The 20,262-nt window shown below is 66.9% G+C and carries 21 protein-coding genes; 3 read left to right on the forward strand and 18 right to left on the reverse strand.

What is annotated here, in order from left to right:
• Positions 1 to 35: 35 nt before the first annotated feature.
• From ACHMWQ_RS09265 to ACHMWQ_RS09280, 4 genes are read right to left on the reverse strand one after another with little or no spacing between them, the layout of a single operon-like run.
• Positions 36 to 1,043 carry an ABC transporter permease gene (locus ACHMWQ_RS09265; RefSeq protein WP_396307235.1) on the reverse strand — a complete coding sequence of 336 codons (1,008 nt, stop codon included), beginning with the start codon at positions 1,041 to 1,043 and terminating at the stop codon, positions 36 to 38.
• A complete protein-coding gene (locus ACHMWQ_RS09270; protein WP_396307236.1) occupies positions 1,040 to 2,029 on the reverse strand; it encodes an ABC transporter permease in 990 nt (329 codons plus the stop codon). The genes ACHMWQ_RS09265 and ACHMWQ_RS09270 overlap by 4 nt, the downstream gene beginning before the upstream one ends.
• Positions 2,030 to 2,044: 15 nt before the next feature.
• Positions 2,045 to 3,097, reverse strand: coding sequence for a sugar ABC transporter substrate-binding protein (locus ACHMWQ_RS09275; protein WP_396307237.1), 1,053 nt, complete (start codon positions 3,095 to 3,097; stop codon positions 2,045 to 2,047).
• A 60-nt stretch (positions 3,098 to 3,157) separates the two neighbouring features.
• The gene (locus ACHMWQ_RS09280) at positions 3,158 to 3,964 is read right to left on the reverse strand and encodes an ATP-binding cassette domain-containing protein (protein ID WP_396307238.1); all 807 of its coding nucleotides are present in this window, start codon (positions 3,962 to 3,964) and stop codon (positions 3,158 to 3,160) included.
• A gap of 299 nt (positions 3,965 to 4,263) precedes the next feature.
• Between ACHMWQ_RS09280 and ACHMWQ_RS09285 the strand changes: the two genes are divergently transcribed.
• Positions 4,264 to 4,428 carry a hypothetical protein gene (locus ACHMWQ_RS09285; RefSeq protein ID WP_396307239.1) on the forward strand — a complete coding sequence of 55 codons (165 nt, stop codon included), beginning with the start codon at positions 4,264 to 4,266 and terminating at the stop codon, positions 4,426 to 4,428.
• A 69-nt stretch (positions 4,429 to 4,497) separates the two neighbouring features.
• Here the strand turns inward: ACHMWQ_RS09285 and ACHMWQ_RS09290 are convergent, their stop codons facing one another.
• From ACHMWQ_RS09290 to ACHMWQ_RS09315, 6 genes are all read right to left on the reverse strand, one after another.
• Positions 4,498 to 5,070, reverse strand: coding sequence for an AAA family ATPase (locus ACHMWQ_RS09290; RefSeq protein WP_396307240.1), 573 nt, complete (start codon positions 5,068 to 5,070; stop codon positions 4,498 to 4,500).
• A gap of 1 nt (position 5,071) precedes the next feature.
• Positions 5,072 to 5,917 carry a class II fructose-bisphosphate aldolase gene (locus tag ACHMWQ_RS09295; protein WP_396307241.1) on the reverse strand — a complete coding sequence of 282 codons (846 nt, stop codon included), beginning with the start codon at positions 5,915 to 5,917 and terminating at the stop codon, positions 5,072 to 5,074.
• Entirely contained in the window at positions 5,914 to 6,720 is an 807-nt protein-coding gene (locus ACHMWQ_RS09300) for an ROK family protein (RefSeq protein ID WP_396307242.1), read from the reverse strand. Before ACHMWQ_RS09300 ends, ACHMWQ_RS09295 begins: the two co-directional genes overlap by 4 nt.
• Positions 6,717 to 7,535 carry a carbohydrate ABC transporter permease gene (locus ACHMWQ_RS09305; RefSeq protein WP_396307243.1) on the reverse strand — a complete coding sequence of 273 codons (819 nt, stop codon included), beginning with the start codon at positions 7,533 to 7,535 and terminating at the stop codon, positions 6,717 to 6,719. The genes ACHMWQ_RS09300 and ACHMWQ_RS09305 overlap by 4 nt, the downstream gene beginning before the upstream one ends.
• Positions 7,528 to 8,412, reverse strand: coding sequence for a carbohydrate ABC transporter permease (locus tag ACHMWQ_RS09310; RefSeq protein ID WP_396307244.1), 885 nt, complete (start codon positions 8,410 to 8,412; stop codon positions 7,528 to 7,530). Before ACHMWQ_RS09310 ends, ACHMWQ_RS09305 begins: the two co-directional genes overlap by 8 nt.
• Positions 8,413 to 8,486: 74 nt before the next feature.
• Positions 8,487 to 9,764, reverse strand: a complete 1,278-nt coding sequence (locus ACHMWQ_RS09315; RefSeq protein ID WP_396307245.1) for an ABC transporter substrate-binding protein — start codon at positions 9,762 to 9,764, stop codon at positions 8,487 to 8,489.
• 241 nt (positions 9,765 to 10,005) lie between these two features.
• On the opposite strand from ACHMWQ_RS09315, the gene ACHMWQ_RS09320 reads away from it, so the two are divergent.
• Both ACHMWQ_RS09320 and ACHMWQ_RS09325 read left to right on the forward strand, forming a co-directional pair.
• The gene (locus ACHMWQ_RS09320; protein WP_396307246.1) at positions 10,006 to 10,890 is read left to right on the forward strand and encodes a MurR/RpiR family transcriptional regulator; all 885 of its coding nucleotides are present in this window, start codon (positions 10,006 to 10,008) and stop codon (positions 10,888 to 10,890) included.
• An 80-nt stretch (positions 10,891 to 10,970) separates the two neighbouring features.
• The gene (locus ACHMWQ_RS09325; protein ID WP_396307247.1) at positions 10,971 to 11,564 is read left to right on the forward strand and encodes a TetR/AcrR family transcriptional regulator; all 594 of its coding nucleotides are present in this window, start codon (positions 10,971 to 10,973) and stop codon (positions 11,562 to 11,564) included.
• 29 nt (positions 11,565 to 11,593) lie between these two features.
• Here the strand turns inward: ACHMWQ_RS09325 and hpxZ are convergent, their stop codons facing one another.
• From hpxZ to atzF, 8 genes are all read right to left on the reverse strand, one after another.
• Positions 11,594 to 11,977, reverse strand: coding sequence for an oxalurate catabolism protein HpxZ (hpxZ, locus tag ACHMWQ_RS09330; protein ID WP_396307248.1), 384 nt, complete (start codon positions 11,975 to 11,977; stop codon positions 11,594 to 11,596).
• Positions 11,970 to 12,653: a cysteine hydrolase family protein gene (locus ACHMWQ_RS09335; RefSeq protein ID WP_396307249.1), complete on the reverse strand. Its 684-nt coding sequence runs from the start codon at positions 12,651 to 12,653 to the stop codon at positions 11,970 to 11,972. The genes hpxZ and ACHMWQ_RS09335 overlap by 8 nt, the downstream gene beginning before the upstream one ends.
• 2 nt (positions 12,654 to 12,655) lie before the next feature.
• Positions 12,656 to 14,203 (reverse strand): ABC transporter ATP-binding protein, encoded by a 1,548-nt coding sequence (locus ACHMWQ_RS09340; protein WP_396307250.1) that lies wholly within the window; start codon positions 14,201 to 14,203, stop codon positions 12,656 to 12,658.
• Positions 14,200 to 14,922: a cysteine hydrolase family protein gene (locus ACHMWQ_RS09345; RefSeq protein WP_396307251.1), complete on the reverse strand. Its 723-nt coding sequence runs from the start codon at positions 14,920 to 14,922 to the stop codon at positions 14,200 to 14,202. Before ACHMWQ_RS09345 ends, ACHMWQ_RS09340 begins: the two co-directional genes overlap by 4 nt.
• A gap of 25 nt (positions 14,923 to 14,947) precedes the next feature.
• A complete protein-coding gene (locus ACHMWQ_RS09350) occupies positions 14,948 to 15,868 on the reverse strand; it encodes an ABC transporter permease (RefSeq protein ID WP_396307252.1) in 921 nt (306 codons plus the stop codon).
• On the reverse strand, positions 15,865 to 16,974 hold the full coding sequence (locus tag ACHMWQ_RS09355; protein ID WP_396307253.1) for an ABC transporter permease: 1,110 nt from the start codon (positions 16,972 to 16,974) through the stop codon (positions 15,865 to 15,867). Before ACHMWQ_RS09355 ends, ACHMWQ_RS09350 begins: the two co-directional genes overlap by 4 nt.
• Positions 16,975 to 17,102: 128 nt before the next feature.
• On the reverse strand, positions 17,103 to 18,206 hold the full coding sequence (locus ACHMWQ_RS09360) for a BMP family ABC transporter substrate-binding protein (RefSeq protein ID WP_396307254.1): 1,104 nt from the start codon (positions 18,204 to 18,206) through the stop codon (positions 17,103 to 17,105).
• Positions 18,207 to 18,447: 241 nt separating this feature from the next.
• The gene (gene atzF / locus ACHMWQ_RS09365) at positions 18,448 to 20,262 is read right to left on the reverse strand and encodes an allophanate hydrolase (RefSeq protein ID WP_396307255.1); all 1,815 of its coding nucleotides are present in this window, start codon (positions 20,260 to 20,262) and stop codon (positions 18,448 to 18,450) included.

The following is a 20,262-nucleotide window of genomic DNA, read 5'->3' on the forward strand; positions in this document are numbered from 1 at the left end:
TGGCAGGCGAAAGGGCGCGAGATGAAGGCAGGGGTCTATTCATAGGCGTCGCCCCCGCGCATCCGGTCGAGCAGCACAGCTGCGAGCAGCAGCAGGCCGACGATGATGTTGACGTAGTAGGGACTGACCGCCTTGAGATCGAGAATGTTGGAGACGCCGGCGACGGCGAGCAGGCCGAGCGCGCCGCCGATCGGGTTGCCGACGCCGCCGCGCAGGATCGAGTAGCCGCCGATCATCAGCGCGGCATAGACTTGGAATTCGAGGCCGAAGCCGGTGGCGCGGGCAGCGCTGCCGAGCTGCGCCGTGAAGACAATACCGCCAAGCCCGGCGCCGAAGGCCGAGAGCAGCAGCGCCGCGACCCGGATCCGCTTGACCGGAATGCCGGCGCGCGAGGCGGCCTTGTCGTCGCCGCCCACCGCCTGCACATGCCGGCCGAAGCGGGTCTTGGTGACGACGATGGCGGCAATTACGGTCAATCCGATCGCGACCACGAAAAACAGCGGCAGGCCGAACAGGGTCTGGTTGACCAGGTCGGAGAGGCCGGGATTGAACGAGAAGATCGCACCCTGCGGCCCGAGCAGCACCCAGGTGATGCCGCGCAGCGCCACGAGCATGCCGAGCGTGGCGGCGATCGCCTCGGCGCCGAAGCCGACGATGGCGATGGCATTGATCGCGCCGAAACCGAGGCAGGCGGCGAGCGTGACGGCCGCGGCCGCCCATGGGTTCCAGGCGAGCGTCAGAAGCAGGGCGAACAGCGCCGAGGAGAAGCCGACCATCGAGCCGATCGACAGATCGACGACGCCGGAGAGGAGGGCGAAGCCGGAGCAGGCGCCCACCACGAGCGGCACGATCAGGAACGCGCCCATGATGCCGACATTGCCGAAGGCGAGGAAGCGCGGACCGATCCAGATCAGGCCGACCGCGATGACAGCGATCACCGTGAAGGCGATGCTGGCGACCGGCCCGGTGAGCAGGTCGCGCCAGGGATGGTGCGGCACGATATAGGTCGCGGGCGCGCTGCGCGGGGCAGTGGCGTCGGTCATGGAATTCCCCTCCGCGCGCGATAGCCATCGAAGGCGACCGCGGAGATCAGGATCAGGCCCTGGAAGATCGATTGCGTGTCGGAGCTCAGCCCGAAGAAGACCAGCGCCGTCGGGATGGTGGAAAGAAAGCCGACGCTGAGAAGCAGCAGCCAGAAATTGCCGCGTCCGCCGGAAAGCGAGATGCCGGCCAGGATGACGCCGGCGATGACGTTCAATTGCAGCGCATTGGCCGAGCTCGGATTGAAAGGGCCGCTGGTGGCGCAGAACAGTACGCCGGCAAAGCCGACGAAGCCGCCCGCCGCGGTGAAGATCGCGAAGCGGGTCGCCTTCAGCGAAATGCCGCGGGCGCGCGCCGCCATCCGGTTGCCACCCACCGCGATCGCGCGGCGGCCATAGCGGGTGCGCGGAATCAGGAAGCCGACGACCAGCACAAGCGCCAGCATCGGCCACCAGATCGCCGGCAGACCGAGAAGCTTGGCGCGGCCGAACTGGTGGATCGCCGAGCCGAGCGGCACCTCGGCCAGCTGAAAGGCGAAATAGAGCGCGGCGAGGCCGATGAAGTTTGTGGCGAGCGTGACGATGACAGGATTGAGCTTGGCGCCGACGATGATGACGGCGTTGGCAAAGCCCCAGGCCATGCCGGTCAGCACCGCGCCGAGAATGACGAAGGCGAAGGGAAGGCCGGCCTCGGACAGGCGGACCGCGACCAGGCTCGAGGCGATCAGCGCCGCCGGCTGGCTCAAATCCAGGAAGCCGCCCGAGATGGCGACCAGGCCCTGGCCGATCGCCATCACGCCGACGATCGACATGGTGAAGCTGACGGCCAGGACCGTCTGGTGCGACAGGAAATCGGGCCGGTAGAGGCCGGTGGCTGCGATCAGCAGCAGCCACACGGCCAGAAGCGTGAGGCCGGTGCCCCAGCCCTGCAAACGCATCCCGGGCGACAGCGCCCGGGCCGGGCTTTCGAGGCGTTGGTCAAGGGACATCGGCGAACCCAGGCCTTACTTGTTCGGGCAGAAGAGCGAATAGGCGGTCGTGCCTGCCGGGGCTTCCAGCAGCTTGGCGACCCGCTCGGCCATGGCCGGCACGGCCTTGGCCTGCTCGGCGCTGACCGGGCAGGGCTCGACGCGCGAGGCCGGATTGTCGGCGGCGGCCTTGAGCGGCGGGATCTGGCCGGCGGCGATCGGCGCGATCACGTCGCGGATCGCGTAAACGGCGTAGCCCTCGAGGAAGTAGAACACCGAGCCGGCGAGATGCGGATTGACGTTGTCGCCGGTGATGAAGGCGCCGTCCTGGCCCCAGCCGATGACCTCGTCGGCACGGCCGAGCTGTTCGGCGGCGTTGATCAGCGACAGCACGCCGCCGTCATTGAGGCCGACGACCGCCATCTTCTTGGCGTCGGGATGGGCGGCGAGCAGGTCGCGCGCGGCCGGCAGGCCGACCGCCGCGTCGCCCTGGCTTTCGAAGCTGACCCACTTCTCGGCCGGGATATCCGGGCAGACCTTCTTCAGGCCCGTCCGCATGCCGCCCGTGCGCCATTCATTGACGATGCCGGCGGCGGCGCCTTCGGCCGAGACGACCAGGTCGGGGTTGCAGGCCCACTTTTCCTTGATGACCTTGCCGAGCTGCTCGCCACCCGCGACGCCGGCCGCGAGATTGTCGATGCCGACGAAATACATGCCGGGATCGGCGATGTCATAGGTGACGACAGGGATCTTGGCGGCGTTCATCGCCTGGCTGATCGCCGGGTTGGAAGCCGGCTGGCCGTTGAACTGGATCATCGCGTTGACGCCCTCCTGCGCGAAGATCCTGGCGTTCTTCAGCGCGATGGCGGGGTCGTTGTTGTTGGAGAGCTCGATGTAGTCCCAGCCGTTCTTTTCGGCGAGGGCGCGGGCGACATCGCCCTGGGCCTTCATCCAGTCGCAGCAGGTATTTCCGCCGACGGCCATGCCGAGCTTGAACTTTTCGGCGGCATTGGCGGTCCAGGCGACGCCGAAGGCGAGCGGGACCGCGAGCGCCATCGTTGCGATGACGCGTTTCGAAATGCGCAACATGCTTCCTCCCTAAGGAAATGGTCAGTCTGGATGGTCCGCCATGGGCCGGTTGATCCGGTCTCAGGCGGGGACGGCGAGCTTGGTAGCCTCCGCTTCGGTGTCGCCGGGGATCGCCCCGGTGATGAGGCCGACGATTTCCGATACCTGCGTGTCGCGGACGCTGCGCGTGGCAATCGAGCGGCCGAGGCGCATTACGGTGATGCGGTCGGCGACGCTCATCAGCTGCTGCATGTTGTGGCTGACGACGATCACGCTGACGTCGTGGTTGCGCAGGTCGCGGATGACATCCAGAACCTGGCCGGTTTCGCGCACGCCAAGCGCGGCGGTCGGCTCGTCCAGGATGACGATGCGGCGGCCCCAGAGCAGGGCGCGGGCGATGGCGAGGCATTGGCGCTGGCCGCCGGACATGCCCTTCACGCTGACGTCGATCGACGGGATCTTCACCGCCAGCATGTCGAGCACTTCGCGGGCCCGGCTGCGCATCTTGCGGTCGTCGACCAGATTGAACAGCCGCGCCAGAGGATTGGACGAGAGTTCCTCGCGTCCGAGATAGACGTTCTGAAAGGCGCTCATCGTATCGACGAGGGCCAGGTCCTGGTAGACGGTCTCGATACCGGCATCCATGGCGTCCTGCGCCCGCTTCAACTGCACGAGCTTGCCATCGGCGAAGATTTCGCCGCTCGACGCGCTGATCACCCCGGACAGGATCTTCAGGAAGGTCGACTTGCCAGCGCCATTGTCGCCGACCAGCCCCAGAACTTCGCCGCGCCCGAGCGTCAGCGACGCGTCGGCCAGGGCGATGACGGCGCCGAAATGGCGCGTGATGTGCCGCGCCTCAAGAACAGGCGTGGTGGTTATTTCCGACATTCAAGTACGCCTCCATGCTGTTCCAATATTGGAACGGCCGTACCAGATAATGAACGGTACGAAGCGCAGGAGAGCTTGTCAACGAGGGGAAGGCGAGAAAGCGGATCTTGCCGTTCGTTGCGTCATGGCTGGTTTTGAGCGCGCGGCGCAGCGATCTCTCATGTTGCGCTGCAAGATTAGCGGCCCCGGCGGACCGGCGGGGCGGTCAGACGGCGGGACGTGTCGGGTAAGCGACCGCGGACGCAACGATGCATGGGGCTGCGCATTGATAGATATCGAGGGAATAGGAGGAAAGCCGCATGTCGGACGATAAATTGGCCCGCAAGGACGTGCCGCAAAAGAAGGCTCCGATGCCGCCGGAAGGTCCGCATGCGCGGCCGGACCTGACCGATAACGAGAAGACGCCCGGCACCGGCTCCTTGCCCGATCCCGACACCAAGGGTGTCGACATTGGACCCGGCTGATCAGCGAGCCCTCGCGGGCCGTTGAAGAAAAGGCGGCGCTACCAGCGCCGCCTTTTTCGTATTCGCTTGTCAGGGGGCGGACGAAACGCCCGGTGCGGCGCCGGCGTTTGCGATCGCCTTGAGGCAGAGATCCAGCACTGTCTTCTCGTCCAGGCTGGTATCGACCACGACATGCGGCAGGTCGATCGGCTCGAACTCGGCCCGGATTCGCGCGGCCTTTTCCGGATCACGCTGGGCACGCACATTGCGCTCGTCCGCGAGCCCTCGCTGCAGCCGGCCCTCGATGACGGCGTCCGGCGCGACGCAATGGAGAATGAGCAGGCGCGCGCCGCTTGCCTCGACCAGATTGGCCACGGTTTCGATCTCGGCCTTGCGCGAGAACGGCTTGCCATCGACGATGATGAAATCGGGCCTGGGCCGGAACAGAAGATAGTCGAGCACGCCGAGCAGCGCGTCAGTCCCGACCTGGTTCTGCTCGCTGCTGTAATCGAGCAGGGCCTCGGGGAAGATCGCATCGCGGATGTCGTCGCGGCTGAGCGTCACCGCGCCGATCGCCGGCGCGAGCCGGCGAGCGAGCGTCGTCTTGCCCGCACCGGGCAGCCCGACCAGCAGAAGGACCAGGGGTTGCGAGCCGGTTTTCACGTCAATCCGCCCGGTTCTCGGCGCCGAACCACCGGATCCGCTCGGCTACCGCTTCGACGGCCAGGCTGCGGGCCTCGCCAAACGGCACGCGGGTATCGACGATCGGATCGTCGACGCCATAGTGGCGCTGGAAGGTGGAGCGGAACGCGCCCTTCACGGCGGCGTCGATGTTGATCTTGGCGATGCCGGCGGCGATCAACTGGGCGACGGTCGCCTGCGGCACGCTGGTGCCGCCATGCAGGACGAGGGGCATGTTGACGGCGGCCGAGATCGCCTTGACCAGCGGCACGTCTATCGGTGCGTTGTCGGCAAGCTGGCCCGGGGTGTTGCCGATCGAGATGGCGAGATAGTCGATGCCGGTATCTTTCACGAACTGCACGGCCTCTTCGACGGTGGTCTTGCGCTCGATGACCTCGCCGCCTTCCTCGGCCAGCGTCTCGCCGATCTGCGCCTCGACGCCGACGCCGTGGCGACGGGCAAGCGACACGACGCGGCGGACGAGATCGACATTCTCGTCATAGGAGGCGCTCGATGCGTCGATCATGACGGAATCGAAGCCGGATTCGATGCACTCCCGCACGATCTCGTAATGGGCGCCATGGTCGAGATGCAGGATGAGCGGGGCGGCCGAACGCTTGCGGGCGACGGCGGCCATGGCGACGAAATAATCGAGGCCGACATGCTTGATGCCGCCCATCGTCGTGGAAAGCATGACCGGCGCCCGGCTGCGGTCGGCCGCCATGGCGATCGCCTGCGTCGCCTCGAGATGGTGCGCATTGAACATGCCGACGGCCCAGCTTTCTCGGTAGGCCCGGCCGATCCAATACGGTGCGCTTTCCCTGATCATGCGATTTCCTTCAAGAGCAGTGCGGCGCCCCGGAGATTGGGGTCGGGGACGTCGCTGATGACGAGTGCGGGTTGGACGATGCCGGGATAGGTGAGTTCCGGCAGAAGGCGGCTGAGGCGATCGAGATCGAACCAGGGCTGGCTGAGCGCGCCGCCCGTCAGGATGACGATCTCGGGTTCCAGCAGGGTCAGTGCGGCGGCGATCGCCTGGGCGAGATCGGCGAGGGCGCCCGGCGGCGGCTGGTCGACGGCCTGCGCCAGGCCCGAGGCGGTGGCGCAGAGGCAGCCGCGATGGCCGCAATAGCAGGGGATTCCTTCCGGTCGCAGCACCATGTGGCCGAGCGCATTGGCCCCGCCGACGGCGCCGCGCCAGACCTGGCCGTTGAGCACGAAGGCATGGCCGACGCCGGTGCCGATCGACACGTAGAGCGCCGATCCGGCCGTGCGGGCATGGCCGCGGGTCGCCTCGAAATGCGCGCCGCAATAGACGTCGGTTTCGACGATAACGGGGCGATCGAACGCCTCGCCGAGCAGCCGGCCGAGCGGCGCATCCCACCAGCGCAGGTTTTCCGCCCGCACAATGTGGCCGCCGGCGCTGACCACGGCGGCGACCGAGACGCCGATGCCCTCGACATCGCCGCGATCGACGCCCCATTCCGCCAGCACCTCGCCGACCGCCGCGACGAAGGCTTCCGGCGTCATGCCGTCCGGCCGGCGCGAGCGGTGGGTGTGCCGCCAGGGGCCGCTGCCGTCGCCGAGCGCGAGGCGCAGATGCGTTCCGCCGAGATCGATTGCGAGCCTCATTTGACCCCCGCGGCGGAGACGCCTTCGATGAAGTGGCGCTGGAAGGCGATGAAGAAGAGTGTGGTCGGGATCGCGCCGAAGATCGAGACGGCCATGACCTGGCCGTACTGGGTGTTGAAGGCGCTCTGGAACGCGGCCATGCCGAGCGGCAGGGTGCGAAGGCCATCGTCGCTGGCGACGATCAGCGGCCAGAGATAGCTGTTCCAGCTGAGATTGAAGGTCAGGATCGCGACGACGACGGCGCTGGGCGCCACCATCGGCATGATCACCGAGAACAGGATGCGCGGCTCGCTGGCGCCGTCGATCCGCGCCGCTTCGATGTAGGCGTCGGGGATCGCCACCATCGCCTGGCGGAAGACGAAGATGCCGACGACGTTGAAGGCGGTCGGCAGCAGCAGCGCCGCGTAGGTGTTGGTCCAGCCGAAGGCATGCACTTCGAGGAACAGCGGGATCACGATCGCCTCGAGCGGGATCATGATCGAGGCCAGCACGATCAGCGCGACGGCGCCGGAGAAGCGGTACTGGAACTTGGCGAGGCTGTAGCCGGCGAGCGCGCCGAACACGACCGTGACGACGACCGAGACCAGTGCCGCCAGCACCGAATTGAACAGATAGAGGAAGAACGGACGCTGGCTCAGCGACGAGGTGAAGTTGCTGAGGCCGGCGCTGCCCAGCTCGAAGATGCTGCCGGAGAACAGCTCGGAATTGGTTTTCAGCGACGCCGCCAGCATCCAGACGATCGGATAGAGCGTCAGGATCGTCGCGAAGACGACGATGGCGATGGCGAGCAGGCGCTCGGCGAGGGACCTATGCATGGCGGTGACGGTCCCTCAGAAGCCAGATCTGCAGCAGGCTGATCACCAGGATGCCGGTAAACAGGATCACCGAATAGGTGCTGGCCTTGCCCATCTGCAGGAAGCTGAAGGAGGTCTTGTAGATCAGCAGCGTCAGGATCTGGGTCGAGCCGGCCGGGCCGCCATCGGTCATAATCTGCTGGAAGGCGAAGGTCTTGAGGCCGTTGACGGTCGACAGCACCACGACGAGCGCGATGGTCGGTTTCATCGAGGGCAGGGTGATGTGGCGCAGCACCGACCAGCCGCGCGCGCCATCCAGCGCCGCCGCTTCGTAATGGTCGCGCGGGATTGCCAGGAAGCCGGCGAGGAAGATGATCGTGTAGTAGCTGGTCGCATGCCACCAGCTGACGAGGATCAGCGCCCAGGGCGCCATCGCGCTGCTGGTCAGCCAGGACACCGGCGCCATGCCGAGCGTGGCGAGGCCGTCATTGACCGGGCCCTGGACATTGAGCAGCAGCTTCCAGGTCAGCGCCACGGAGACGAGCGGCATGACCGAGGGCAGGAAGATCAGCGTGCGCCAGACACCCCGGCTGCGGCCGAGCTTGGTCAGCGCCCAGCCGAGCCAGAACGCGATGCCGAGCACCGGAACGACCGTGTAGACGACATAGGTGATGGTGATGCCAAGCGAGCGCAGGAACGCCTTGTCGCTGGCCAAGCCCAGGTAATACTTGAAGCCGACATAGCGCGGCGGCGACAGCAGGTCGTATTCGTGCAGGCTGATGAAATACGAGAACAGCACCGGGTAGAGCTGGAAGATGGCGATGAAGAGAAGAGCGGGCAGGCAGAAGAGGAAACCCCAACGGCCATAGCGGCTCGGTCCCGAGGCTGTTCGCGACATGGAGAGCAATCCTGTTGGGGACCGGCGCGGCCGGGAGCGCCGCGCCGGTCCTGTGGTCCGGAGAAGGACCTTAGTCAGTTGGCGCGGATCTGGTCGATCTCGGTCGCGGCCTGGTCGAGGGCATCCTTGACCGGAACGCCCTGGGCGAACTGCTCGATGGCGTTCTTGATCGCCGTGCCTTCCTGCGCCCAGGTCGGCGAGCGCCAGACGAAGCTGCCGTGCTTCTGGCCTTCGGCGAAGACGGCGCTGCCGCGCGTCTGCTTGGCGACTTCGGTATCGGCCCAGCCCTTCAGGCCGGTGACGTAGCCGGTGGCGGCCAGGTAACCGTCGCTGTCGGCGGTGAGGAAGCGCAGGAACTCGAAGGCTTCCTTCTGGTTCTTCGAACCGGAGGTTACGGCGAGCGCGTAGGAGTTCAGCAGCGTCGCGGGCTTCGCCACATCGCGCTGCGGCAAAGCCGCGACAACGTAATCGGCCTTGACCTCATCGGAATAAAGCGGTGGCGCCCAGATGCCGGCGATCGCCATGGACTGGCGTCCCTCGCTGAAGTCCTGCAGCGCGTTGACCGGGTTGACGGTAGCGAGTTCCGGGCCACCGGTGCCGTCGGTGATCATGCGCTGCCAGGTCTCGGTGAACGCCTGGACGCAGGCGGGCGAGTTGATGGCGGCCTTGCCGTCCGCGCCGATCACGTCGCAGCCATACTGGACCAGGATCGGCCAATATTGCTGGGCGTACCAGTAGGGATCGAGGTTCCAGACCCAGTTGAAGCCAAGCCGGGTCGTCTTGCCGGACTCGTCCTTCTTCTGCAGCTTCTTCGACAGCTCGAAGACGTCGTTCCATGTCTTCGGCCAGTTGGCCGGATCGGTGGCGTCGAGGCCGATATCGGCGAAATGCTTCTTGTTGAGGAAGAGCGCCAGCGTGTTGAATTCTTCCGGCACGCCATAGGTCTTGCCGTCGATGGTCAGGCCCGAAAGCGCCGACGGTTGGTACAGGGCTTCGAGATCGGCCTGAGACTTCTGGCCGAACGCGGCCGGATCGACGGGCGCGAGAATGCCCTTGGAAGCATATTGCGGGAACAAATAGTCGAGAACGTTGATGATATCCGGCGGATTTCCTGCGGCGATGGCGGCGGTCAGCTTGACCTCGTAATCGCCATGCGGATCCTCATGCAGCTTGATGGTCACGTCAGGGTGCTGGGCCGTATACTCCGCCGCCTTCTTGGCGATGAAGTCGGTGGCCGGCGGATAGGTGTGGTGCCAGAACGTCAGTTCCGCCGCGGTCGCCGAACCGGCGAGTGCCAGGGTAGAGGCCCCCACCAGAGCCCAGCTCAGCAGAGCAGATTGGAATTTGCGCATGCGTCATCCTCCCTCGATCCCGCGCATGGTCGCGCCGCGATCGAACCGTCTTGTTGATCTCAGTCAGGGGATGGAACAGCTGGGTGCGAGACCGGGCCACGCCTCTCCTCGACGGGCTTTCCGTTCCTATCCTGACGCGACGCTATCACGACACATTATGCGTCGCAATATGATAAAATGATCGAAATATGACGCATAACGTTTCTATATCCGTCTTTGCATTGCCGCATGAGGTGTCACCATGAGCGAGGCCGCCCCGGGTGAAGTCGCTTCCCTTCTGTCCCGTGTTTCCAGCATGCCCTTCTCGGCGGCGGAGAAGCGGGTCGCCGAATATCTGCTGAGCATTGCCGAATATGACCTTGCCGGGCTGACCTCCTCAGAATTGGCGGAGCGCACCAATACCAGCCGCTCCACCATCGACCGCCTGTCGAAGCGGTTGGGTTTTGCCGGCATCAAGGAGATGCGCAAGGCGCTGCTGCAGGAAAGCCGGGCGATGCAGACGCCGGTCAGCGCCGCCTCTACGCTGGAGCCGGCGATCATCGCGTCCGACGGCTTGGGCGAAATCGCCTTCAAGGTGTTCCAGAGCGCCTCGATCCGGGCGCTGAAATTCGCCGAGATCCTCTCCAGTTCGCCGGAACTGGGCGAACTGGTCGAGGCGATCCGCACGGCGCGCAGCGTGCAGGTCTTCGGCGCCGGCGCCTCGGCGGTGGTGGCGCTCGACATGCATCAGAGGCTGCTTCGCCTCGGCATCCCGATCAATTTCTCGGAGGACCAGCACAACCAGATCGCCTGCGCGGGGCTGATGAAGCCGGGCGACCTGGCCATCGCCATTTCCTATTCCGGCCGTACCAAGTCGACGCTGCAGGCGGCGGAAGTAGCGCGCTCCCGGGGCGCCCGCATCGCGGCGGTGCTGGGCGGCACCCGCTCGCCGATGGCAGCGCTCGCCGATATCCGCATCATCACGCCGCCCGGCGTCAGCCTGTTCGGCGCCGATGCCGTGATGACCCGCGTGCTGGAGCTGATGTTCAACGAGGCGCTGTTCCACTGCCTCGCCATCCAGAACCCGGAAATGCTGGAAAACGTCCGCCGGATCGAGCGCATTCTCGGCGACGAGCGGGTCAAATGACGGTGCCCGAGGCCTTGGCGCATTGCTGATAGATTTCGCCTGACATATATCTAGATCAGTATGGATCTGGAGGTTGGACGATGAAGGTTACCAGAGCCCAGGCCGATGAAAATCGGGCCCGCGTCATCGATGTCGCCAGCCGGCTGTTCCGCCAGCATGGATTTGACGGCATCGGCATTGCCGATGTCATGAAGCAGGCTGGGCTTACGCATGGCGGCTTCTACGGCAATTTCAAATCCAAGGGAGACCTCGCGGCGCGCGCCAGCGAGCACGCCTTCGTCACGTCGCGCGAAAACTGGCGTGGCCTGGATGGCATGGAGCCGGAGGCGGCGCTGGAGGCGATCATCCGGGCCTATGTTTCGCCCCAGCATCGCGACAGCCCGGATTCAGGCTGTGCGCTGACGGCGCTCGGCCCGGACGCCATCCGGCAGGAGGCGGGTGTCCGATCGGTGTTCGGTCGGGGCATCCGCGTCTATGTCGAGAAACTCACCTCCCTCGTGCCTGGACGATCCGAGGCCGCGAAACGCCAGCGGGCCCTTTCGACGCTGTCGGAAATGGTCGGGGCGGTCATTCTCGCCCGCGCTGCCGACGACCCCGCGCTTTCCAGCGAAATCCTCGAAGCCACCCTGGCGCATCTCGCGCCCGGCGGGGCCGCGGAGAAGCCCGCCGCCTGAGGTCGATCGGACCAGCCCGGCGCTGCCCGTCAGTCCATCATGCTGACATGCGCGGCAGCGACCTTCCAGCCGTCCTCAGTCCGGATCCAGGTCTGCATCTGGCGGCCGATGCGGTTGGGGAAATCGGGGCGGTGGAACAGCGTCGAGGCGATGGCGACGTTCTCGCCATAGGTGGTGATGACGGTTCGCGACAGGGTGCGCTCGAACGGCTTCTGCGCCGCACGGAATGTCCGGACTTCCTCGATGCCATGCTGCACCTCGGCGACGCCGTAGCGGATGGTCTGGCGCGAATGCAGGAACATCGCGTCGAGCGTGTCGCCGTCATTTTCGAGCAGCGCCTTCTCGTAAGACTGGAAGATCGCGGTCACCTCGGCGACCAAGGCCGGATCGTCGACAACGAGGGGCTCAGCCATCGGCCAGGGCTCCTGCGAAGGCCGCCTCCAAAGCGGCGAGCGGCGTCGACCAGCCGACAATGCCGCCCTGCGCCACGATCATCTCGATCGCGGCCGCCTTGAATTCCGGGAAATAGCTCTCGGTCGCGTCCTCGATCAGCAGGCATTCATAGCCGCGATCGTTCGCCTCCCGCATCGAGGTCTGGACGCAGACTTCCGTCGTCACGCCGGCGAACACCAGCTGGCTGATTCCGCGAGCCGAAAGTGTTTCATGCAGGCCGGTCGCCCAGAACATGCCTTTTCCCGGCTTGTCGAGGACGATCTCGCCGGCCACAGGCGCCAGCTCGGCCAAGATCTGGTTGCCGGGCTCGCCGGCGATCAGGATGCGGCCCATCGCGCCTTCATCGCCGATCCGGAGGCCCGGCTTGCCGCGCAGCCGCTTGGCCGGCGGGCAATCGGAAAGGTCGGGCTTGTGTGCCTCGCGGGTGTGCACGACCAGCAGGCCGTGCGCGCGGAAGACATCGATCAGCGCCGCGACGGTCGGCACGATCGCGGTCAGCCGCGATACGTCATTGCCCAGCACGGCGCCGAAGCCGCCGGGCTCGATGAAATCGCGCTGCATATCGATCACAACAAGCGCGACTTTGGCCGGGTCGAGCGCGAAGTCATAGGGGCGGGCGGCGACGGAAAGCGTCATGCTCAGTGCCCCGCCATATGCTGGCCGATGGTGTTGCGGTCGGTGTCCTCGATGGGCGAGACATAGCCGATCGCCCCGCCGGACATTACCGCCACCCGGTCGGAGAGCTCGAGGATCTCGTCGAGGTCCTCGCTGACCAGCAGCACCGCCGCGCCGCGGTTGCGCTGCTCCATGATCTGGCTGCGGATCTCCGAGACCGACGCGAAGTCGAGGCCGAAGCAGGGGTTGGCGACGATCAGCACGTCGACATCGCCGGAAAGCTCGCGCGCCAGCACGGCGCGCTGGACGTTGCCGCCGGACAGCGTCTCGATCGGCGCGTCGGCGGAGGTGGTCTTGACCCGGTATCGGTCGATCAGTTCCTCGGCCTTGCGGCGCATCGGGCCGGGCGACAGCCACCAGCCGAGGCTCGCCATCGGCGCCTTGTCGAAGGCGCGGAACGCCATGTTCTCGGCGACGCTCATGCGCGGCACGGTGGCGTTCTTCAGCGGCTCCTCCGGCAGGCCGAATACCTTGAAGCGGTCGAAGTCGCCGCGCTTCGGCTCGAAGGGCTTGCCGTGGATGAAGATGGCGCCATCCTTCAGCGGACGCTGCCCGGCCAGCGCCTCGACCAGCGCGCTCTGCCCGTTGCCGGAGACGCCGGCGATGGCGACGATCTCGCCGGCCTTCACCTTGAGATTGATCGCGTTGAGGACGGGCCGGCCTTCGCCATCCTCGGCGACGAGGCCGGCGAGTTCGAGCACGGCCGAGGTATCGTTGTGCTTCCGCCGTTCGGCGCGCTCGCGGATCTCGGTGTCGCCGATCATCATCCGGCTCATCTCGGCGACGGTCGCCGTCTGGGCGTCGCCGGCGCCGGTCAGTCGGCCTCGGCGCAGCACGGTGAAGCTGTCGCAGAAGGCCTTCACCTCGCGGAATTTGTGGCTGATCATCAGCACGGTAACCTCGCCGCGCCGCGCCATATCGCCGAGCAGGCCGAGCACTTCGTCGGCCTCGCCGGGGGTGAGCACGGAGGTCGGTTCGTCGAGGATGACGAAGCGCTGTTCCAGATAGAGCAGCTTGAGGATTTCGAGCTTCTGCTTCTCGCCAGCCGAGAGCGAGGAGACCTGTTCGTTCAGCGGCACGCGGAAGGGCATCCGTTCCATAAAGGCTTCCAGCCGCTGCTTCTCCGCCTTCCAGTCGATGATGGCCGGCGCGTCGGCGCGCGAGATGACGAGGTTTTCCGCCGCGGTCAGGCAGGGCACCAGCGTGAACTGCTGGTAGACCATGCCGATGCCCAGCGCCCGGGCGTCGCGCGGGCTGCGCACCTCGACCTCTCTGCCGTCAAGCAGCACGGAACCCTGCTCGGGCGTGTAGAAGCCCATGATGCATTTGACGAGCGTCGACTTGCCGGCGCCGTTCTCGCCGAGCAGGGCGTGGAACGAGCCCGGCTTGACGTCGATCGACACGTCGTCGAGCGCGGTGAAGGCGCCGAAGGTCTTTGTCATGCCGATGGTCTGCAGCGACGGCGCGCGCAGCGGCAGGATGTCGGGGGTCGGCCGGGCGGCGATGTTCATGGCAGCGCCTCCAGGAACTCGGCCGATGTCGCCACCGCGCCGAAGACGCCGCCCTGCATCTTGATCATGTCGATGGCGGCGAGGTGGTTTTCCACCTTGGTGGCCGCGCAGCAATCCGACAGCAGCAGACACTCATAGCCGCGATCATTGGCGTCGCGCATGGTGGTGTGGACGCAGACATCGGTGGTTACGCCGGTCAGGATGATGTTGCGGATGCGCTTGTTCTGCAGCACCAGATCGAGATCGGTGGCGATGAACGAGCCCTTGCCCGGCTTGTCGATGATCGCCTCGCCGGGCAAGGGCTGCAGTTCTGGGATGATTTCCCAGCCCGGCTCGCCGCGCACCAGGATGCGGCCACACGGCCCCTGGTCGCCGATGCCGGCGCCGATGCGCTGCGAGCGCCAGCGCTTGTTGGCCGGCAGGTCCGAGAGGTCGGGCTTGTGGCCCTCGCGGGTATGGAGGATCGGATAGCCCTTGGCGCGCATGGCGGCGAGCACCGCCTGGATCGGCCCGATCGGCGCGCGGGTCAGCGAGATATCGTAGCCCATCGAGTCGACATAGCCACCGGGCGCGCAGAAATCGGTCTGCATGTCGATGACGACAAGGCAGGTGTTGTGCGGCCCGAGATCGCCGTCGAACGGCCAGGGATAGGGGTCGGCGGCGACCGTGACGGCATCGGGCTTGAGGGCGGCGTCTATGCGTTCATCGACGAGTGTCATGGCAACCTCACGGGAAATTCGGGGATCACTTGACGATCGAGAGCTCGCCGGGCGCTTCGCGCGCAGCGCTCTTGGAACGGGCCGAAGCGATCATGATGAAGAGGGTCAGGATGTAGGGGGCCGCGTTGAAGAAGTAGTAGCCCTGGCTGACGCCGATCGATTGCAGCGAGGGACCGAGCGCGCCGGCCGCGCCGAACAGCAGCGCCGCCAGCACGCATCGGATCGGGTCCCAGCGGGCGAAGATCACCAGCGCCACGGCCATCAGGCCCTGGCCGGACGAGAGGCCCTCGTTCCAGCTGCCGGGATAGAACAGCGACAGGAAGGCGCCGCCGACGCCGGCGAGGAAGCCGCCGGCCGCCGTCGCCAGCAGGCGGACCAGATCGACCGAGACCCCCATGGCGCGGGCCGAGGCGGCGCTGTCGCCCGTCATGCGCAGGATCAGGCCCCACCGCGTATTGGCGAAGGCCCAGCGCAGGAACAGCGCCAGCGCGATGCCGAGGAAGAACAGCGGGTTGACCTGCAGTGCCTGGGCGACCAGCGGATCGGAAGACCAGCCGCCGAGCGGGATCGCCTCCAGGCGCGGCGCGGTCGGCTGGATGTAGGGCTTGCCGAAGAAGAAGGCGAGGCCGATGCCGAAGCTCATGAAGGCGATGCCGACGGCGATGTCGTTCACCTTGGGCAGCTTGCAGATGTAGCCATGCATGGCGCCGAGCACGAGGCCGGAACAGCCCGCCATCAGCACGCCGAGCCAGGGACTGCCGGTGGTGTAGGAGCCGGCATAGGCGACCATGGCGCCCAGCACGAGATTGCCCTCGAGGCCGAGATTGATGCGGCCGGATTTCTCGGTCAGGCTCTCGCCGAGCGCGACGAACATGAACGGGGTGGAGACGCGGATGGCGCCGCCGACCAGCGCGATGAAGACGATGAAGAGGTCGCCCTGGCTCATGACCGGTCTCCCGCGCGCTTCGGCTGCAGGAAGGGAATGCGGCCATAGAAGGTCTCGCTGACCAGCAGCACCACGAAGATCATGCCCTGCAGCACCAGCACGGTGGCGTCCGGCATCGCCATGCGCCGCTGCACCAGCCCGCCGGCGGCGGCGAGCGCGCCGAACAGGATGGCGACCGGCACGACGGCGAGCGGGTTCTGCCGGGCGAGAAAGGCGACGAGGATGCCGGTGAAGCCATAGCCCGCCACTAGCGAGGCATTGGCCTGGCCGTGGATGGCGGCGACCTCGAAGAAGCCGGCGAGGCCCGCGCAGGCGCCCGCAATGGCGCAGCAGGCGACGACGAGGAAGCCGACGGGCAGGCCCTGTGCCTGCGCGGCGCGGACATTGCCGCCGGTCATGCGCGCGGCGAAGCCAAAGGTGGTGCGCGACATCAGCAGCCAGAGGATCGCGGCCAGCACGATGCCCGCGGCCAGACCCCAGTGCACCGACGTGCCCGGCATCGGGCCGATGCGATAGGCATCGCCGATCGGCATGGTCGAGGGCTTGTTGGCGGAGGACGGATCGCGCAGCGCGCCCTCGACGAAGAAGTTCATGATCGCGATGGCGATGTAGGAGAGCAGCAGCGACGAGATCGTCTCGTTGACGCCGCGATAGTGCCGAAGCCAGCCGGCAAGCCCGATCCAGAAGGCGCCGACCAGCATGGCGGCGATGGCCATGACCGGGAGGCCGATCCAGGGCGTCCAGCCGCCGCGCACCAGAGGAATGGCGATGGCCGCCGCCGAGAAGCCGCCGAGCACCAAGGCGCCTTCCGCCCCAATCAGCGTCAGGCCGATGCGGGCCGGAATGGCGAAGGCGAGGCCGGTCAGGATCAGCGGCGCGGCGCGCTGCAGCGTGTTCTGGATCGAGAAGGACGACCCGAACCCGCCGGTCCAGATCAGGTTGAAGAAGGTAACCGGCGACTTGCCGAGGAAGAGCAGGAAGATCGAGAACAGCGCCGCCGAGGCGACGAGCGCGCCGAGCGGGATGATCACCGCCTCGATCATGCGGATGGCGCGCGGGCTGAAGCCGCCGCGTTCGATCGAGGAGGAGGCGAGGACGGCGGTCATGGCCTGCCTCCTTTGCCCGGCAGTCTCGTGGCTCTGGCGTGCATCGTCCGGGTCCTTGTCCTGCGCGATCGCGCGCTTGCGCTGCAGTGGGCGGCGGCATGGCGCCGCCGCCGCCGCCGGGAGGAAGGTCAGGTGGTGGAGCCCTGGACGCCTTCGAGCAGGTAGTTCATGCCGTCGAGGACCGGGTCGTAATTGTCCATCGTGCCTTCGATGACGATCTTGCCGGTGTTGTCCTTGAGCGGGCCGACATAGATCGGCTTCTTGGCAATGAGCCCTGCGATTGCGGCGTCGGCGGCCTTGATCGCCTCGGGCGTCGCGCCGGCGCCATAGGCGGTGTTGCGCAGCATGTCGTTGTGGTAGCCGCCGGCGATGAAGTTCGGCAGTTCGCTGCCGGCGGCGAGCGCATCGGCGTAGATCTTGTAGATCGTCTCCCATTTGTACTCGGCGCCGGTGATGAAGCCCTTGGGCGCCAGCGGCGCCTGGCTGGCATTGTGTCCGCAGCTCTTCACGCCGCGCGCCTCGGCCGTCTCGATGACCACCTTCGGGCCGTCGACATGGCAGGTGATGACGTCGCAGCCGGCGTCGATCAGCGCGTTGGAAGCCTCGGCCTCGCGCACCGGGAGCGACCACTCGCCGGTGAAGATCACCTGAACCGTGGCGTTCGGATTGACGCTGCGGGCGCCGAGCAGGACCGAATTGACGTTGGAGAGCACCGAGGGGATCGGCTTGGCGGCGACGAAGCCGATCTTGCCTGATTTCGACGACAGGCCCGCGGCGACGCCGTTCACGTAATGGGCCTGGTTCAGGTAGCAGAAATAGCTGCCGGCATTCTTCGGGTCGCCTTCCTTCCAGAGCGGCGCGGCATGGCGGAACTGGACGGCCGGGTATTTCTTGGCGGCCTCGACGACGAAGGGCGAGTAATAGCCGAACGACGTGGCGAGGATCAGGTTGGCCTGGTCGAGGTTGATCATCGATTCCATCGACTGGGTGACGGCGTCGGTTTCCGGCACCTTCTCCTCTTCGATGACCGTGACGCCCGGCACCTGCTTCAGGATGTCCATGGCGACCGCATGGGCCTGGTTCCAGCCGAAATCATCGCGCGGTCCGACATAGACGGCGCCGATGACGATCGGGTTGGCGGCGCGAGCCACGCCGAAGGGCAGGGCGGCCAGGGCAGCACCGGCGGCGCCGGCCTTGAAAAGCGAACGTCTCGTCAGGGACGATGTGAACATGCGAGGCTCCGTGGCTAAGGTTGCGTGTCCGGCGCGCCCCCAGCGGCAGCCGGTCTGTCTTCCAGGTAGAGGCAAGGCACATGCCATTCCCGTGTCGGGCGAAGGCTTGCTGGTAACGTCCTGTTAACCCTGCGATCTCGTGGCAGCCGCCGGGAGACGACTCCCTGCCTGCCCATGCGGCATGCCTCGAAAGTGGGCATCCATCTCGGGGTGTGGAGGGGGATGAAGCGCGTGAGACGCGTCATGCGACCACCTCCGGCGATGCCTTGGCCGCGCCGGCGGCGAGCCAGGCGCGCCAGCCGCCGAAGCTGGTGATGTCGTTGGCGCCGGCCAGTCCCTGCGTCTCGCACAGGAAGCCCTTCACCGTGCTGCCATCGGCGAGCTTGACGGTGCCGAGGCCGAGCGGGGCGGGGATGCCGGCCAGGAAGTCGCCGACCGCGATCCGTGGCAGCGCCCAGACCTCGAGCGCGATCGACTGGCCGCTTGCCGCGTGACGGACCATGCCCGGGCGCGCCGGCGGTCCACCGGCGAGCGCATAGAGCCCGTATTCCGGCGCCGTCAGGGTGGCGCGCAGGAAGCGTCCGCCCAGCGAGGTCAGTTGGTGGTTGAGCGGCAGGCCGGACATATGCGCGCCGCAGACGGCGATCGCGATCTCGTGGGGGCCGGGCAGGACAGCATCGGGCAGGGCCTTGGCCGGGCGAGGCCAGCCGGTCGCGCCCATTGGTCCCGCTTCGAGGCCGGCCGCGATACCGGCGCAAAGCGCATCGCGGCCCTGGGTGGCGAGGAGGGTGACGCTTCCCGGCCGGCCATCGGCGCGCGGTCCGGTCGGCACCGCGATGCCGCAGAGATCCAGCAGATTGGCGAAATTGGTATAGGTGCCGAGGCGCGAATTCGGGCCGATCGGATCGGCCGCGATCTCGTCGAGCGTGACGAAGGCGGGAATGGTCGGCACGCAGAGCGCATCGATACCGGCGAGCAGTTTCCGGCAGACTGCCTCGCGCTCCCTAAGCCGGTACAGGCCGCGAAACGCATCGACGGCGGTAAGATCGACGCCGGGTTCGAGGATGGCGCGCGTGGTCGGATGCAGGGTTTCCGGCTTTTCGGTCAGCCGGTCGCCGACGGCAGCGACCCGTTCGGCCAGCCAGGCGCCTTCATAGAGCATGCGGGCCACGGCGAAGAAGGGTTCTAGGTCGATCTCGACGAGGGTCGCGCCTTGGTCAGCCAGTTTCGCGACGGTGGCGCGGAAATCCTCGGCCTGAAGGGCGTCGCCGAAGGTGATGAGGCTCGCCGCGTTCGGCACGCCGATGCGGAGCGAAGGCGGCGGCGCGGTCAGGGCGGGAACCGCGACCTGGCGCGAATAGGCGTCCGCTTCGTCCGGTGCCGCGGCGGCGTGGAACACCGTCCAGGCGTCGGCGACCGTGGTGGCGAAGATCGAGATGGTGTCGAGCGTGCGGCAGGCCGGCACGACGCCCGAGGCGGAAAGCGCGCCCAGCGTCGGCTTCAGCCCGACGATCGCATTCAGCGCCGCCGGCACGCGGCCCGAGCCGGCCGTGTCGGTACCGAGCGCGAAGCCGACAAGGCCCTGCGCCACCGCGACGGCGGAGCCGGACGACGATCCGCCCGGCACGATCGCCGGGTCGATGGCGTTCTTCGGCACGGGATAGGGCGTGCGCACGCCGACCAGGCCGGTGGCGAACTGGTCGAGATTGGTCTTGCCGAGGCAGATGGCGCCGGCGGCGCGCAGCCGCGCCACGACGAAGGCGTCGGCTCCGGGCTGATAGGCGAAATCAGGGCAGGCGGCGGTGGTCGGCATACCGGCGACATCGATATTGTCCTTTACCGCGAAGGGGATGCCCCAGAGCGGGCGTCCGTCCGGCGCGCCCAGCGACTGGGCCTCGGCCAGCGCCTGCTCGCGCGCGTGGTGGATAAAAATGCCCGCGTCGCCCACGGCATCGAGCCGGCGGAAGGCTTCGGCGACAACCGCTTCGGGCTGCAAGCCGGCCTTGTAGGCGGCGTGCAGGGCGTCGACGGTGAAGGGCAGTTTCGAAAGGGTCAT

Origin of the sequence: Kaistia sp. UC242_56 (assembly GCF_044452255.1) — a bacterium.
In the GTDB taxonomy this organism is placed as follows: domain Bacteria; phylum Pseudomonadota; class Alphaproteobacteria; order Rhizobiales; family Kaistiaceae; genus Kaistia; species Kaistia defluvii_A.

What these genes read in the sequence shown, in the direction of transcription:
- ACHMWQ_RS09345 (WP_396307251.1), bottom strand. Translation starts at nt 14,922, where the DNA reads ATGACACTCGTCGATGAACGCATAGACGCCGCCCTCAAGCCCGATGCC.
- hpxZ (WP_396307248.1), bottom strand. Translation starts at nt 11,977, where the DNA reads ATGGCTGAGCCCCTCGTTGTCGACGATCCGGCCTTGGTCGCCGAGGTG.
- ACHMWQ_RS09340 (WP_396307250.1), bottom strand. Translation starts at nt 14,203, where the DNA reads ATGAACATCGCCGCCCGGCCGACCCCCGACATCCTGCCGCTGCGCGCG.
- ACHMWQ_RS09325 (WP_396307247.1), top strand. Translation starts at nt 10,971, where the DNA reads ATGAAGGTTACCAGAGCCCAGGCCGATGAAAATCGGGCCCGCGTCATC.
- ACHMWQ_RS09310 (WP_396307244.1), bottom strand. Translation starts at nt 8,412, where the DNA reads ATGTCGCGAACAGCCTCGGGACCGAGCCGCTATGGCCGTTGGGGTTTC.
- ACHMWQ_RS09285 (WP_396307239.1), top strand. Translation starts at nt 4,264, where the DNA reads ATGTCGGACGATAAATTGGCCCGCAAGGACGTGCCGCAAAAGAAGGCT.
- atzF (WP_396307255.1), bottom strand. Translation starts at nt 20,262, where the DNA reads ATGACCCTTTCGAAACTGCCCTTCACCGTCGACGCCCTGCACGCCGCC.
- ACHMWQ_RS09315 (WP_396307245.1), bottom strand. Translation starts at nt 9,764, where the DNA reads ATGCGCAAATTCCAATCTGCTCTGCTGAGCTGGGCTCTGGTGGGGGCC.
- ACHMWQ_RS09320 (WP_396307246.1), top strand. Translation starts at nt 10,006, where the DNA reads ATGAGCGAGGCCGCCCCGGGTGAAGTCGCTTCCCTTCTGTCCCGTGTT.
- ACHMWQ_RS09265 (WP_396307235.1), bottom strand. Translation starts at nt 1,043, where the DNA reads ATGACCGACGCCACTGCCCCGCGCAGCGCGCCCGCGACCTATATCGTG.
- ACHMWQ_RS09335 (WP_396307249.1), bottom strand. Translation starts at nt 12,653, where the DNA reads ATGACGCTTTCCGTCGCCGCCCGCCCCTATGACTTCGCGCTCGACCCG.
- ACHMWQ_RS09305 (WP_396307243.1), bottom strand. Translation starts at nt 7,535, where the DNA reads ATGCATAGGTCCCTCGCCGAGCGCCTGCTCGCCATCGCCATCGTCGTC.
- ACHMWQ_RS09275 (WP_396307237.1), bottom strand. Translation starts at nt 3,097, where the DNA reads ATGTTGCGCATTTCGAAACGCGTCATCGCAACGATGGCGCTCGCGGTC.
- ACHMWQ_RS09350 (WP_396307252.1), bottom strand. Translation starts at nt 15,868, where the DNA reads ATGAGCCAGGGCGACCTCTTCATCGTCTTCATCGCGCTGGTCGGCGGC.
- ACHMWQ_RS09355 (WP_396307253.1), bottom strand. Translation starts at nt 16,974, where the DNA reads ATGACCGCCGTCCTCGCCTCCTCCTCGATCGAACGCGGCGGCTTCAGC.
- ACHMWQ_RS09295 (WP_396307241.1), bottom strand. Translation starts at nt 5,917, where the DNA reads ATGATCAGGGAAAGCGCACCGTATTGGATCGGCCGGGCCTACCGAGAA.
- ACHMWQ_RS09270 (WP_396307236.1), bottom strand. Translation starts at nt 2,029, where the DNA reads ATGTCCCTTGACCAACGCCTCGAAAGCCCGGCCCGGGCGCTGTCGCCC.
- ACHMWQ_RS09300 (WP_396307242.1), bottom strand. Translation starts at nt 6,720, where the DNA reads ATGAGGCTCGCAATCGATCTCGGCGGAACGCATCTGCGCCTCGCGCTC.
- ACHMWQ_RS09360 (WP_396307254.1), bottom strand. Translation starts at nt 18,206, where the DNA reads ATGTTCACATCGTCCCTGACGAGACGTTCGCTTTTCAAGGCCGGCGCC.
- ACHMWQ_RS09280 (WP_396307238.1), bottom strand. Translation starts at nt 3,964, where the DNA reads ATGTCGGAAATAACCACCACGCCTGTTCTTGAGGCGCGGCACATCACG.